At 71.8% G+C, this 13,608-nt stretch carries 11 protein-coding genes and 1 pseudogene; 6 read left to right on the forward strand and 6 right to left on the reverse strand.

Going from position 1 to position 13,608, the window contains the following annotated elements; genetic code table 11:
* Positions 1 to 10 precede the first annotated feature (10 nt).
* From ACZ6YG_RS24710 to ACZ6YG_RS24725, 4 genes are all read left to right on the forward strand, one after another.
* The gene (locus ACZ6YG_RS24710; RefSeq protein WP_466019323.1) at positions 11 to 859 is read left to right on the forward strand and encodes an amidohydrolase family protein; all 849 of its coding nucleotides are present in this window, start codon (positions 11 to 13) and stop codon (positions 857 to 859) included.
* Between the two features lie 15 nt (positions 860 to 874).
* Positions 875 to 1,432: a hypothetical protein gene (locus tag ACZ6YG_RS24715; RefSeq protein ID WP_187280937.1), complete on the forward strand. Its 558-nt coding sequence runs from the start codon at positions 875 to 877 to the stop codon at positions 1,430 to 1,432.
* Between the two features lie 54 nt (positions 1,433 to 1,486).
* Positions 1,487 to 2,248 (forward strand): isoprenyl transferase, encoded by a 762-nt coding sequence (locus tag ACZ6YG_RS24720; protein ID WP_148029171.1) that lies wholly within the window; start codon positions 1,487 to 1,489, stop codon positions 2,246 to 2,248.
* A 206-nt stretch (positions 2,249 to 2,454) separates the two neighbouring features.
* Positions 2,455 to 3,774 carry a PhoH family protein gene (locus ACZ6YG_RS24725; protein ID WP_261808298.1) on the forward strand — a complete coding sequence of 440 codons (1,320 nt, stop codon included), beginning with the start codon at positions 2,455 to 2,457 and terminating at the stop codon, positions 3,772 to 3,774.
* Between the two features lie 13 nt (positions 3,775 to 3,787).
* On the opposite strand, the gene ACZ6YG_RS24730 is transcribed toward ACZ6YG_RS24725, so the two are convergent.
* The 3 genes from ACZ6YG_RS24730 to ACZ6YG_RS24740 are packed head-to-tail and all read right to left on the reverse strand — an operon-like array spanning position 3,788 to position 6,388.
* Positions 3,788 to 4,297, reverse strand: coding sequence for a hypothetical protein (locus tag ACZ6YG_RS24730; protein ID WP_148029172.1), 510 nt, complete (start codon positions 4,295 to 4,297; stop codon positions 3,788 to 3,790).
* Positions 4,294 to 5,706, reverse strand: a complete 1,413-nt coding sequence (locus tag ACZ6YG_RS24735) for an ATP-binding protein (protein ID WP_466019324.1) — start codon at positions 5,704 to 5,706, stop codon at positions 4,294 to 4,296. The genes ACZ6YG_RS24730 and ACZ6YG_RS24735 overlap by 4 nt, the downstream gene beginning before the upstream one ends.
* 7 nt (positions 5,707 to 5,713) lie before the next feature.
* Positions 5,714 to 6,388: a response regulator transcription factor gene (locus ACZ6YG_RS24740; protein ID WP_148029174.1), complete on the reverse strand. Its 675-nt coding sequence runs from the start codon at positions 6,386 to 6,388 to the stop codon at positions 5,714 to 5,716.
* 283 nt (positions 6,389 to 6,671) lie between these two features.
* Here ACZ6YG_RS24740 and ACZ6YG_RS24745 point away from each other — a divergent pair, with 283 nt between their 5' ends.
* A complete protein-coding gene (locus ACZ6YG_RS24745) occupies positions 6,672 to 7,364 on the forward strand; it encodes an aggregation-promoting factor C-terminal-like domain-containing protein (RefSeq protein ID WP_246639506.1) in 693 nt (230 codons plus the stop codon).
* Between the two features lie 70 nt (positions 7,365 to 7,434).
* Positions 7,435 to 9,432: a glycosyltransferase family 2 protein gene (locus ACZ6YG_RS24750; protein ID WP_148029175.1), complete on the forward strand. Its 1,998-nt coding sequence runs from the start codon at positions 7,435 to 7,437 to the stop codon at positions 9,430 to 9,432.
* Between the two features lie 6 nt (positions 9,433 to 9,438).
* Here ACZ6YG_RS24750 and ACZ6YG_RS24755 read toward each other — a convergent pair whose 3' ends face one another.
* The 3 genes and pseudogenes from ACZ6YG_RS24755 to ACZ6YG_RS24765 form a co-directional block, all read right to left on the reverse strand.
* Positions 9,439 to 10,440: an alpha/beta fold hydrolase gene (locus ACZ6YG_RS24755; RefSeq protein WP_466019325.1), complete on the reverse strand. Its 1,002-nt coding sequence runs from the start codon at positions 10,438 to 10,440 to the stop codon at positions 9,439 to 9,441.
* Positions 10,437 to 11,709: pseudogene (locus ACZ6YG_RS24760) on the reverse strand (MFS transporter). Before ACZ6YG_RS24760 ends, ACZ6YG_RS24755 begins: the two are co-directional and overlap by 4 nt.
* A gap of 30 nt (positions 11,710 to 11,739) precedes the next feature.
* Positions 11,740 to 13,599 (reverse strand): helix-turn-helix domain-containing protein, encoded by a 1,860-nt coding sequence (locus ACZ6YG_RS24765; RefSeq protein WP_397199189.1) that lies wholly within the window; start codon positions 13,597 to 13,599, stop codon positions 11,740 to 11,742.
* Between the last annotated feature and the right edge of the window lie 9 nt (positions 13,600 to 13,608).

Raw genomic sequence — 13,608 nt, forward strand, 5'->3', positions numbered from 1 at the left:
GGTTTTCCCTGTGATCGTGGACGCGCACCAGCACTTCTGGAACCTGGAGACCGTCGAGTACCCCTGGCTGACCCCCGCCTCCGGCGTGCTCTACCGCACCTACGCTCCCGAGGATCTGATCCCTGAGCTGCGTGCCACCGGGGTGGATCGGACGGTGCTGGTGCAGGCCGCCGACTCCCGCGCCGAGACGGACGCGATGCTCGCGCACGCCGACGCGCACCCGTTCATCGCCGGAGTCGTCGGATGGATCGACCTGACCGACCCGGATGAGGCGGCGAAGGCCCTCGACCGCTACCGGCCGCACCCGAAGTTCGTCGGCGTCCGCCACCTGATCCACGACGAGCCCGACCCCGACTGGCTGGTCCGCGACGGGGTGCTGGAGTCGCTGGGGCTGCTGGCCGCGGCCGGGCTCGCGTTCGACGTGGTGTCGCTGCTGCCCAGGCACCTGGATCACGTGGTCACGGTGGCCGGGCGCCATCCTGGGCTGAAGCTGGTCATCGACCACCTGTCGAAGCCGCGGATCAGGGACCGCGCGTGGGAGCCGTGGGCCACGAAGATCGCCGCCGCGGCCGCGTACCCGAATGTCTCCGCCAAGGTGTCGGGCCTGGTCACCGAGGCCGACCACGAGCGGTGGTCGGTGGAGGACCTGCGGCCGTACGTGGAGCACGCGGTCGCGTGTTTCGGGCCTGAGCGGCTGATGTTCGGCAGCGACTGGCCGGTCGCCCTGCTGGCGGCCGACTACCGGACGGTCCTGGAGGCCGCCCGCGCGCTGCTCGGCGGCGCCGGCGCCGAGCAGGTCTTCGGCGCGACCGCCGCCCGCGTCTATGGCCTTGACCAGGAGATTCACCCGCCTTCGTGAGGGAAGGGAACCGGCGTGGTGGGACTACGCTGCGCCGACGGCTCCTTTCTCTCCGTGACACCGGTGCTCTGCAACGACAGCGCGGGCATGCCGTACGAGGTCACGCTGGAGCTGTGTCACGACGGCGTCCCGTACGGGACCGTCGGCGAGCGGTGCGCGTGGCGGCTCGCGCGCCTGGCGCGCGGCGTGGAGGCGGCCCGGCGCGACCACGGGCAGGCCGGTCGGTGGCCGGATCCCGACGACCGCTTCCCGCCGGAAGAGGGCGGGGCCGAACTCTTCTCGTTCCGGTATCGCAGCAGGTGGGGCGGCGTCGCCGGCGGCGAGCTGCGCTGTCAGCTGCGCACGATCCCCCTCTGGACACCCCGGCCGGAGCAGCGCGGCGAGTGGCGGCTGACCCGCAGGGCCTTCGTGGAGGCGTGGGGCGTGGGCGGCCTGGGCACGCGGGCGATCCTCACCTCCGGTGAGCTGGCGGGGTTCGTGCGTGCTCTGGTGGACGAGGCCGAGGGCTGCCTGGGCAATACGGACCCGGTCAAGGTCCGCGTTCAGGGCACGGGCACGGGCGAAACACGGTGATAATGGCCTGTCGGGTCTTCCGACCTGTACATGGCAGCGCTGGGGAGGGACTCCGTGAGCCTGCGCGACCTGGTCTACCGGCTGTACGAGCGCCGGCTGGAGGCCAAGCTGTCCAAGGACAGCATCCCCCGGCACGTCGGGGTGATCATCGATGGCAACCGCCGCTGGGCGCGTGCCATGGGCATGACCGATGTCGCCAAAGGGCATCGCAAGGGCGCCGACAAGATCTCCGAGCTGCTCACGTGGTGCCGCGAGACCGGGGTCGAGGTCGTCACCGTCTGGATGCTGTCCAACGACAATCTCAACCGGCCGCCCAACGAGCTGGAGCCGCTGCTGCGCATCATCGAGGACGTCGTCCAGGAGCTGGTCGACCAGGGCTGGCGGATCAGCCCTGTGGGGGCGCTGGACCTGCTGCCGGACCGCACGGCCAATGTCCTGAAGAACGCAAAAGAAGTGACATCGCACCGTCCCGGCCTGATTGTGAACGTTGCAGTTGGGTATGGAGGAAGGCGTGAGATTGCCGATGCGGTGCGCTCACTCCTGCAGGAGCAAGCGAGCAGGGGCGCGAGCATCGAGGACCTCGTGGAGGGTCTCGATGTCGAACACATCGCTGAGCATCTCTACACTCGCGGCCAGCCCGACCCGGACCTCCTCATCCGGACCTCGGGCGAGCAGCGCCTGTCGGGCTTCATGTTGTGGCAGAGCGCTCACTCTGAGTTCTACTTCCACGAGGCCTACTGGCCGGATTTCCGCAGGGTGGACTTCCTGCGAGCCCTGCGGGATTACGCCGCGAGACACCGGCGTTACGGTTCATAACGGGACATCCCGGCACTTGGGACGTAACGTTGGAAGTGTCCGGTCAAAGGCCGGACATTCCGGAAAGGGCCCGCCTTTGCGCCGATTCGAGCCGAGGGGGCCGGAATCCGGCGCCGGCGGCACGTCGCGGTCGGGGGCACGGGTCCGGTCCGAATCCCGCCTCGTCTGCAGGGTGCCCGTCCGCACGGGCGCCCGGGGGAGAACGTGTGGCAGTGTCCTCGAGCAACCCTACGACCAGTCCCGCCAAGCGCACCTACGTGCTGGACACCTCGGTCCTGCTGGCCGACCCGGCGGCGATGACCCGCTTCGCGGAGCACGATGTCGTCCTGCCGATCGTCGTCATCACGGAGCTTGAGGGGAAGCGGCATCACCCGGAGCTGGGCTACTTCGCGAGAAAGGCCCTGCGTTACCTGGATGAGCTGCGGGTCGAGCACGGCCGGCTGGACGAGCCGATGCCCACAGGGGAAGGCACGATCAGGGTCGAGCTCAACCACAGCGATCCGTCCATCCTGCCCGTCGGCTTCCGCCTGGGCGACAACGACACCCGCATCCTCACCGTGGCCCGCTCGCTGGCCGCCGAGGGCCAGGACGTCGTGCTCGTCTCCAAGGACCTGCCGATGCGGGTCAAGGCGGCCTCGATCGGCCTGGCGGCCGAGGAGTACCGCGCCGGGCTGGTCATCGAGTCCGGCTGGACGGGGATGGCCGAGATGCAGGTGACGGCGGAGGACGTCGAGTCGCTCTTCGACTCCGGCACCGCCGACCTTGAGGAGGCCAGAGAACTGCCGACCCACACCGGTCTGCGGCTGCTGTCGGCCAACGGCTCGGCGCTCGGCCGGGTCCAGCCCGACAAGTCGGTGCGGCTGGTGCGCGGCGACCGCGAGGTGTTCGGCCTGCACGGCCGCTCCGCCGAGCAGCGCATCGCGCTGGAGCTGCTGATGGACCCGGAGATCGGCATCGTGTCGCTCGGCGGCCGGGCCGGCACCGGCAAGTCGGCGCTCGCCCTCTGCGCGGGCCTGGAGGCCGTCCTGGAGCGCCGCCAGCACCGCAAGGTGGTCGTCTTCCGCCCGCTGTACGCGGTCGGCGGCCAGGAGCTGGGCTACCTGCCGGGCACCGAGGGCGAGAAGATGGGCCCCTGGGCGCAGGCGGTCTTCGACACGCTGAGCGCCGTCACCTCGCCCGAGGTGATCGAGGAGGTGCTCGACCGCGGCATGCTCGAGGTGCTGCCGCTCACGCACATCCGCGGGCGGTCGCTGCACGACGCTTTCGTGATCGTGGACGAGGCCCAGTCGCTGGAGCGCGGGGTGCTGCTGACCGTGCTCAGCCGCATCGGCGCCAACTCCCGTGTGGTGCTCACGCACGACATCGCCCAGCGCGACAACCTGCGCGTCGGGCGGCACGACGGCGTGGTGGCGGTGGTGGAGAAGCTCAAGGGCCACCCGCTGTTCGCGCACGTCACGCTGACCAGGTCGGAGCGCTCGCCGATCGCGGCGCTGGTGACGGAGATGCTGGAGGACATCACCATCTAGTCGTCCGGCGGGCTCACCGGAGCTCGCCGCACGTGAGACCGCTCTCCGTCACCGGAGGGCGGTCTCCGAACTTCTGCACGATTTTCACGCCCTCGATGGCCGTGTCCTGCTGGGCCGTGCAGACGATCTGGGCCATCGCCGTCTTGCTCAGCGTGCCGTCGCCTCTCACGTACACGGTCAGGGTGGAGGTCCTGGGCAGCTTGACCTCGTCGCGCTGGATGGGGTTGAGGGAGTCCTCGATGCCGTCGAAGACGAACCCGTGCAGGGCGGTGTCCAGCTTGCCCAGCGGCTGGGTGGAGGCGGCGAAGAGCGCGCGCAGGAGGCTCTCCACCGAGGCCGAGCTCACGTCGGCGGGCTCCATGGTCAGCTCGCCGTCCTTGAGCAGGTAGATGGTCTTGGACGGGGGCGGGACCTCTATGACGGGCGCCGCGGCCCGCTCGATCACGTCGGTGGGCGGGATGCCGCAGGCGGCGACGCCGACCACCAGCGCCGCCGCGCCCAGGAGCTCGCGTGCCGCCCTCATGCGTGCGGGAGCCAGACCGTGAACAGGGTGCCGGGGTTCTGCGCGCGTACGGAGATCGTGCCGCCGTGCAGGTGCACGTTGGCGCGCGCGATGGACAGGCCCAGGCCGCTGCCCTGGCTGCGGCTGCGGCCCGCGCCCGCCTTGAAGAAGCGGTCGAAGACGTGCGGCATCGCCTCGGGAGGGATGCCCTTGCCGTGGTCGCGCACCTTCACCTCCAGGCCGTTCTCCGTGCCCCTGGCGTTGACCAGCACCGGCGGGGCGCCGTGCTTGAGCGCGTTGCCGACCAGGTTGGCCACGATGACGTCGAACCTGCTCGGATCCAGGTTGACGACGAGGCTGCGGGAGGCGTTGACCCGCACCTGCTCGGTCCAGCCGCGCACCTCCAGGCAGTCCTGGATCGTGTCGGCCACGTTCACCGGCTCCAGGCTGAGCGTCGCGGTGCCGGCGTCGAAGCGGCTCACCTCGATGAGGTGCTCGACCAGCTCGCGCAGCCGCTCGATCTCGTGCAGCACCAGCCGTACGGCCTCCGCCGGGGCGTCGGGCAGCCGGTTCGCCTCCTCGTACAGCATGTCGGCCACGGCGGTCATCGCGGTGAGCGGGGTGCGCAGCTCGTGCGAGACGTCGGCGACGAACCGGCGCGACATGGCCTCCAGCGAGCGCAGCTCCGACACGCTGAGCTCCAGCGCGGCGGCGGCGTCGTTGAACCGGGCGGTCAGCTCGGCCAGCTCGTCCTGGCCGTGCACGGGCAGGCGGGTGTCCAGGCGGCCCTGGCCGAGCGCCTGCGCGGCCGCGCTGAGCCGCCCGACGGGCCGCAGCACCTGCCGCGCCGACGCCAGCGCCACCACCAGGGCGATGAGTACGATGGCCCCGCCGCCCTGGGCCATCGTGGTGCGCAGGGTGACGAGCTGGCTCTGCTCGTCGCGCATCGGGAAGAAGACGAACGCGCGCAGGCCGGTGGCCTCGGGCTCCTGGCCGTTGTCGCGGTAGACGGCGGAGCCGACGATGAGCCACAGCTCGTTGCGCACCACCTTGCGCTGGGTGACGACGAACCGCTTGGCCCGGCCGTGCAGCTCGTTGGGCACGTCGTTCAGCGTCATCGGGCCGTCGGAGTGGATCAGGTCGCCGTACTCGATGACGACGCTGCGCCCCGGCCCGTCGAGCGCGTCCGCGAGGTCGGCCAGCTCGCTCATGCCGGGCGCGGCCTCGCCCTGCCTGAGCCTGCCGATGGGGAACGTTATCCGGTTGAGCTCCCTGGTCACGAGGTCGATGGCGGTGTCCTCGGCGCGCTTCACCAGCGCGGACTTGGCCAGCTCGAACCCGATGGTGGCCACCAGGACGGAGGCGGTGATGGCGACCAGGGTGAAGGTGAAGACGAGCCGGGCGCGGAACCCGGTGGGGAACCTGATCACGAGCCGGTCACGGAGGGCTGAACCGGTAGCCGAAGCCGCGCACGGTGTGGATGAACACCGGCTCGGCGGGCCTCGGCTCGATCTTGGCCCGCACCCGCTGCACGCACGCGTCGACCAGCCGGGAGTCGGCGACGTGCGTGTGGTCCCAGACCGAGCGCAGCAGGTAGCGCCGGTTGAGCACCTGCCCGGGGTGGCGCACCAGCTCCAGCAGCAGGCGCAGCTCGGTGGGCGTCAGGTGGATCTCCTTGCCGGCCAGCGTCACCTTGAGCGCGCCCCGGTCGATGACCAGGTCGCCGAAGGTGATGCGGTCGGAGGCGGCGGACTCGGCCCTGCGCAGGATGGCCCTGATGCGGGCGTCCAGGACGCGCGGCTCGACCGGCTTGACCACGTAGTCGTCGGCGCCCGCCTCCAGGCCGACCACGATGTCCAGGTCGTCGCCGCGCGCGGTGAGCAGGATCACGGGGAGCTGGTCGAGTTTGCGGATGCGCCGGCACACCTCGACGCCGTCGATCCCGGGCAGCATGACGTCCAGGATGGCGATCTCGGGACGGCGCGCCCTGATGTGGTCGAGGGCCTCCTCGCCTGTGGTGTACGAGGTGACGGAGTGCCCTTGGCGGGACAGCGCGAGTTCGAGCGCCGTGCGCACCGAGGGATCGTCTTCGACGAGGAGAATGCCAGCCACGGCCACATTATTGTGCTATGTCGGGTATGCCCGCGTTCTGTAACTAAACTGTGACGTGCCGCGCATGCCATGAACAACTGGCTGACCGACCCTGAATACCGGCCTTCCCTCCGGAATCGGGTGCCCGGAGGGCAGGCCGCCCTGTGTGACCAAAATCACACAGGGGAGAAAGTCGGGCCTACCTGCTGGTTGGCCAAGGGAGTGCCAAGCGAATTGACCGATTCGGTTGCGGAGCACCCCCCAAGTCAGGGCAAGCTCATGGACCGTGAGTCCAGGTCCGACTTTGAGCGAACGTCCCACGCGCCAGGCCGCCCGGGCGGCGCGCAAGCGTTCGCGGCTGAGCCCCAAGCGGGTGATGATCATCGGCCTGTCCGCCGTGGTCGTGTTCGGCGGCGGCGGTTTCGTCGTCCACCGCGCCATCGAGAACGCCAACAGGCCACCGGTCGAGGGGCCCACGCTGGAGGAGTTCGCCCGCATCGCCAGCGGCGACCTGTCGGGCGCCGACCCCAAGACCGACCAGCTCAAGGCCGCCGCCGTGCAGGCGCACAAGGCCGACAGGCTGAAGCAGTCGCGCCAGGGCAACGACCCGCTCGACACCATCATCATCAAGAAGAAGGCGCCCGGCGGCGACGGCTTCCCGCCCGCCAACTTCCCGCCCGGCAGCACCCCCTCGCCCGGCTCCAACAAGGCCGTCGCCAAGGAGATGCTCGGCTCGTTCGGCTTCGGCACCGACCAGTGGGGCTGCCTGGAGAGCCTCTGGCAGAAGGAGAGCGGCTGGAACGAGCGGGCGATGAACCGCTACTCCGGCGCCTACGGCATCCCGCAGTCGCTGCCCGGCACCAAGATGGCCAGCGCCGGCGCCGACTGGCAGACCAACCCCGCCACCCAGATCAAGTGGGGTCTCGGTTACATCAAGGGCCGCTACGGCACTCCCTGTGGAGCCTGGGGGCACTCCCAGGCCAGGGGATGGTATTAACAAGGCATCTTTCCCCCTGTAATCGGCAAGCCGTCACGCCCGTCCGGGAAGGACCCCGCACGCTGGCCGCATGGGTGTGAAGGTCAGTGTGATCGTCAATGTCCACAATCCGGGTGACTCAGCCGATCCGTGCATCCGGTCGACGCTGGAACAGACCCTCCCAGCGGACGCGTACGAAGTGATCTTCGTGGACGACGGGTCCACGGACGGGATAGCCGAGCGGCTCGACACCATCGCCGCGGTCCGCAGGAACGTGCGCGTGCTGCACCTGCCGCACACGGGCTCCCCCATGCGCGGCCGGAACGTCGGCGTGGCCGCCGCCAAGGGCGACTACGTCTTCATGCTCGGCCAGCAGGACCGGCTGGCGCGCGACGGCCTGGAACGCATGCACGAGCGGGCCGTGGAGGCCGACGCCGACGTGCTCGTGGGGCGTCTGGTGCGCGACGGCGGGCCGCCCATGACCGCCTTCGACCGCAACAAGCCCCGCGCCGACATCCTCCGCGACCGCCTGCTCACCCTGCTCACCCCGCACAAGCTCTACCGCCGCGCCTTCCTGGAGGAGCACGAACTCGGCTTCGCCGTGCCCGGCGGCGTCATCGCCGAGCAGGCGTTCGTGGTCCGCGCCTACCTGCGCGCCAAGATCATCGCCGTGCTCGCCGACCAGGTCTGCTGCCACCTGGGCGCGCGCGAGGTCGCCGCCGAGGAGCCGCGCACCGCCGTGCGCGAGCTCCGGTCCCTGCTCGGCGACATCGACGGGTACGTGGGCGAAGGCCGCCAGCGTGACCGGATGTACGCGTACTGGTTCCGCTCGGCGGTGCTGCGGCCGTTCCTGACGACCGCGTTCGCCGGTTCCTCGATCGACCGGGGCGCCTACTTCCGCATGGTCCAGGAGCTCGTCGAAGAGCGCTTCCCCGAGCGGCTCGACCGCTACCTGCCCGTCCAGCTCAGGGCCGTGGCCGCGCTCATCAGGGCCGGACGGCTGGACCAGCTCGTCCTGCTGGCCAACTCCGGGCGGCGGGCCGGGCTGCGCGCCGACCTGACCGAGGTCCGCTGGGACGCGCACGTGCTGGCGCTCGGGCTGAGCGTGGAGGTGCTGAGCGGCGAGGGCAGGCCCGAGCGGTTCCTGACGGACGGCGACCGGCTGTTCTGGAAGCCGCCGCGCGCCGTCGACGCCAGGCTGCTGCCGGAGAGCGTCACCGACGTCACCGGCGCCGTCGAGCGCGCCCGCATCGAGGTGTACGTGCGCCACGCCGAGACCGGTGACGTGCACTTCCTGCCCGTCGCGTACCAGGTGGACAAGGTCCAGGACGGGCGCAGGCACGCCCGCGTGCGCATCCTCGGCGAGGCCAGGGTGGACGTGACGACGGCCGCGCACGGCGAACCGCTCAGGCCCGGCCAGTGGGAGGTGCACGTGCGCATGTTCGGCGGCGCCCACCAGGCCAGGAGCCGGGTGCGGCGGCCGGACGGGCCGCTCAACTGCCTCGGCGTGCTCGCCCAGCGGCCCAGGACGCGGCTGGTGGTGCCGTGCTGGACGGACACGGGGGAGCTGGGGCTGGCCGTAGAGCCGCGCTCGTTCACCGAGTCGATCGCGCTGGTCTCGCCCGGCGTGAACGTCAAGCTGCTCGGCGAGCACCTGTGGGTGGTGCTGCCCGTGCCGTACGTGCCGCCGAGCGGCGGGCCGCCGCTGGAGCTGGTGCTGCGCACGGGCGGGCGGCGCGAGCGGGAGCTGTCGGCTCCCGCGCTGGTGGAGGCGGGCGTGCCCGGCAGGCTGGCCGGCCAGCTCGTGGCCAAGGTGCCGATCAAGCGGCGGATGCCCGGCAGGGACAACCTGGGGCCCGGCGTCTGGCTGGCGTCGCTGCGCGGCGCCGAGGAGGAGCTCGGGCTGCGGTTCGCGGTGGAGCTGCGGCACGGCAGGGCGGTGGTGCGGCCGGCCACGGCCGTCACCCCGGAACGGCGCTTCCCGCTGGCCCGCGACACCGCCTGGCTGCGGCTGGCCCGCCGCCTGCCCGGCGCGCGCCGGCTCATCCGGCTGGCGCGCGCGGGCAAGCACCGCTACCTCAGGGACTGAGAGCGGTCAGGATCGGGCCTCCCTCAAATGTCCGGCCAGCAGGCGGACGAACGCCTCCGGGTGCTCCAGATGCGGGCTGTGGCCGCAGTCGGCCAGCACCGCCTCCCGGTAACGGCCGTAGCGGTCCAGGACGGCCCTGGTCTGCGTGACCATCGGCTGGGCCGGGGTGCCGGGCGAGCCGGGCACCAGGCCCAGCGCGCCCAGGTGGGCGAGGTCGTACATCGAGGTGTCGGAGACGATCTGGTCGTCGGCGCCCCTGATCCACAGGATCGGCGGCTTCGGGTCGATCTCGTGCAGGTCGTCGAGCCGGAAACGGGTCGGGGCCATCGCGTTGAGCACGCCCGTCTTGCCGGGCGCGACGTGCGGCCAGGCTTCCGAGGTGGCCGCGTCGCCCGGGTAGTTGCCCTCGCCGGTGCGGGTGGTGAGCATGGCGCGGACGTAGAAGTCCTCATCGGGGACCGGGTTCTTGACGTACGTGGCGCGGAAGACCGAGCGCGGCGAGGTCATCGCCTCGTCCGACAGGTCACCCGCCGCCAGCCTGGCCACGAAGTCGGGGTTCACGCCGCCCGCCCCCGAGCCGGCGCCGTCGGGGTGGGTGAGCCGGCCGCCGGCGCCCTCGGTGCCGCCGAACCCGTACGGCGAGACCGGGTTGACCAGGGTGACGCTCCGGACGGCGGCCGGGCGCTCGCGCAGCAGGCTGAGCACCACGCCGCCGCCCATGCTCCAGCCCACCAGGTGCACGGGGGCCAGGTCCAGCGCCTCGACCAGCTCGGCCAGGTCGTCGGAGAAGTCGCGCGCGCCGCGGGTGGCGTCGACCGGGAGGGAGTCGGTCTCGCCGAACCCGCGCAGATCTACCGCGAGCGGCCGGAAGCCGCCGGGCAGCGCGGCCATGGTGTCGCGCCAGAACGCGCTGGAGGAGACGTTGCCGTGCACGAACAGCACCGGCTCGCCGGTCCTGCCGTCGACGGTCCTGACGTGCTGGGTGAGCCTCGGCGTGGTGACCTTCACGCGCGTATCCTCTCGGCCAGGTCGCGTCCCTGCGTCTCCTTGGCGGCGTAGACCGCGACCAGCGTGATGACCGCCGCGGCCGCCAGGTAGATGGAGATCGGCAGGCTGCTGCCGAAGTCGCGGAGCAGCGCCACCGCGATCACCGGCGCCAGCGCACCGGCCACGATCGCCGACAGCTGGGCGCCGATCGAGACTCCTGTGTACCTCATCCTGGTCCCGAACAGCTCGGAGAAGAAGGCCGCCTGCGGGCCGTACATCATGCCGTGGAACAGCAGACCCACCGTGACCGCGAGCGTGATCGCCAGGAAGTTGCCGGTGTCGATCAGCGGGAAGAACGCGAAGATCCACACTCCGACGCCGGCCGCCCCGGCGAGGTAGGTCGGGCGGCGGCCGATCCGGTCCGACAGCGCGCCCCACATCGGGATCGTGACGAAGTGGATGGCCGAGGCGAGCAGCACCGCGTTGAGCACGGTCGAGTTCGACACCCCGGTGCTCTTCGCGTAGGTGATGACGAAGACGGTGAGCAGGTAGAAGGAGATGTTCTCCGCCATCCGCGCGCCGATCGCGATGACGACGTCCTTGGAGTGGTGCCGCAGCACGCCGACGATCGGCGGCGCCTTCTCCGGCTCGGCCTGCTGGAAGACCGGCGACTCGGTGATCGTCAGCCGGATCCAGAGCCCGACCAGCACCAGCACGCCCGACAGCAGGAACGGGATCCGCCAGCCCCAGGCGAGGAACTGCTCCTCCGGCTGCCAGGCGGCGAGCGCGGCCAGCACGCCGGTCCAGCAGGTTTCCGCCGGGCGCGCCCGCCTGGGGCCAGGACGCCCAGAAGCCGCGGCGCCTGGCGTCCCCGTGCTCGGAGACGATCAGCACCGCGCCGCCCCACTCGCCGCCCAGCGCGAAGCCCTGCACCAGGCGGAGCGTCGTGAGCAGCAGCGGCGCCGCCGCGCCGATCGCGGCGTGCGTGGGCAGGAGGCCCATGAGGAACGTCGCGCCGCCCATCATCAGCAGGCTGACGACGAGCAGCGTCTTGCGGCCGAACCGGTCGCCGTAGTGGCCGAACACCAGGCCGCCGAGCGGGCGGGCGACGAAGCCGACGGCGTAGGTGAGGAACGCCAGCAGCGTCCCGGTGAGCGGATCGGACTCGGGGAAGAACAGCTTGTTGAACACGAGTGCGGCTGCCGAGCCGTACAGGAAGAAGTCGTACCACTCGATGGTGGTGCCGATCAGACTCGCGCCGACGATCTTCTTGATGGATGTGGTGGCCATGCCGTCACGCTAGGGAGTGACCGGCGTCACTCATATGGGCTGAGAACCCACACTGTCGCCGGTGCCTGTGTGGCCGAGCCGGTGCAGGCGGAGGGCGAGCTGGATCTCCAGCGCCCGGTCCGGCTCCTGCCAGCCGTCGCCGAGCAGCTTGCCGATGCGGTCCAGCCGCTGGGTGACGGTGTTCACGTGGATGTGCATGGTCTCGGCCGTGCGCGAGGGGGAGCCTCCGGCGGCGAAGTATGCCGCGAGCGTGGCGGCCAGCGCGGTGCCGCGGCGCGTGTCGTACTCGATCACCGGGCCGAGCGCGGACATGACGAAGCCGGGCACGTCGCGGCCCTCGCCGATGAGCAGCCCGACGAACCCCAGCTCGGCGGTGCTCGCGCCGTCGCCCGCCCGGCCGAGCGCGACCAGCGCGTCCGCGCAGCGCCGCGCCTCGCGGTAGGCGCCCGCGACGTCTCCGGCCCGGGCGGCGCCGGCCGTCGCGGGGGCGTGCAGCGAGACGCTCAGCTCCGCGGCCACGCGCCGGGCGAGCGGGCCCGCGTCCGTGCCGGGCAGCAGCAGCACCACCTCGTCGCCGCGCCCCGCGGCCAGGCCGTGCCGGAGCGCCGCCTCCGCCGACGCCCAGAACGCGGCCCGCTCACGCTGCCCGTCGTGCCGGGCCACGACCACGACGTGCGGCGCCGACAGGTCGACGCCCAGCCGCAGGGCGCGGTCGCGCAGGCCGGGCGAGCCGGGCCGGGAGATCAGGTCGTCCAGCAGCTCGCCCCGTACGCGTCCCTCGGCCTCCGCCACGCTCCTGCGGAACAGCAGCAGCAGCGCGCACACCAGCGCGGCCCGCTCCAGGATGCGCTCGTCGGCGTCGTCGCTGCGCAGCACCAGCGTGCAGAGCGGCGCGCCGCCGACGTCCACCGACGCGATGCGCAGGTCGCCCCTGCGCACGGTACGGCCGAGCGCGCGCGAGGCCTGGGCCGCCTCGAACACGCCGGCGTCGAGCCCGGCCGCGTCGCCCGCGAGCGGCCTGCCCAGGTCGTCCAGGACGGCCAGCTCGCCGCCGAGCACGTCCGTCACCACGGCGGCCACGTCCTCGATGCCGCCGCCGCGCAGCACCAGCGAGGTCATCCGGTCGTGCGCCGTCGCCGCCCGCTCCACCGCCTCGGCGTGCTCCCTGGCGACGCGGTGCGCCTGCGACAGCTCCTCCAGCGCGTTCCTGGTCTCCTGCAGCAGCCGGGCGTTGTCGATCGCCACCGCGGCGTGCGCCGCGAGGCTGCCCAGCAGCGAGACCTCCTCCTGGTGGAACGGCCGGGCGCTGCGGTTGGCCGCGAACAGCACGCCGATCACCCGCTGGCCCAGCCGCAGCGGCACCCCCAGGATCGCGACCAGGCCCTCCTCGGTGACGGCCTCGTCGATGTCGTGCTTGTGGCGGAATCGGGCGTCGGCGAAGTAGTCTGCGGTCGCGTACGGGACCGCGGTCTGCGCCACCAGCCCGCCCAGCCCCGACCCCATGGCCAGCCGCAGCGATCGGAACTTGGCCGAGATCGAGCCGTCGGTGACCCGCATGTAGGTGTCGCCGCGGGCCGGGTCGTGCAGCGTCAGGTAGGCGGTGTCGGTCGCCAGGAGCTGCCTGGCGCGGTGCACGATCGCCTCCAGCACCGCGTCCAGGTCGCGCAGCGCCGACAGGTCGCCCGCCGTGTCGTACAGCGCCGACAGCTCGGCCTCGCGCCTGGCCCTGCGCCGCAGCAGCGCCCGCACCTTGAGCGCCTCGACCTTGGCCCGCTCCAGCTCCTCGACGGCGGCCGGATCGGCGCCGGCGGCCCTGGCCTCGATCACCGGCCCTTCGAACTCGACCGCCGAGGCCTCCCTGGCCAGGAGCTCCAGGAAACGTTTGGTCATCGCCGCCGC

The sequence above is a fragment of the Nonomuraea sp. NPDC054003 genome, from assembly GCF_055585125.1.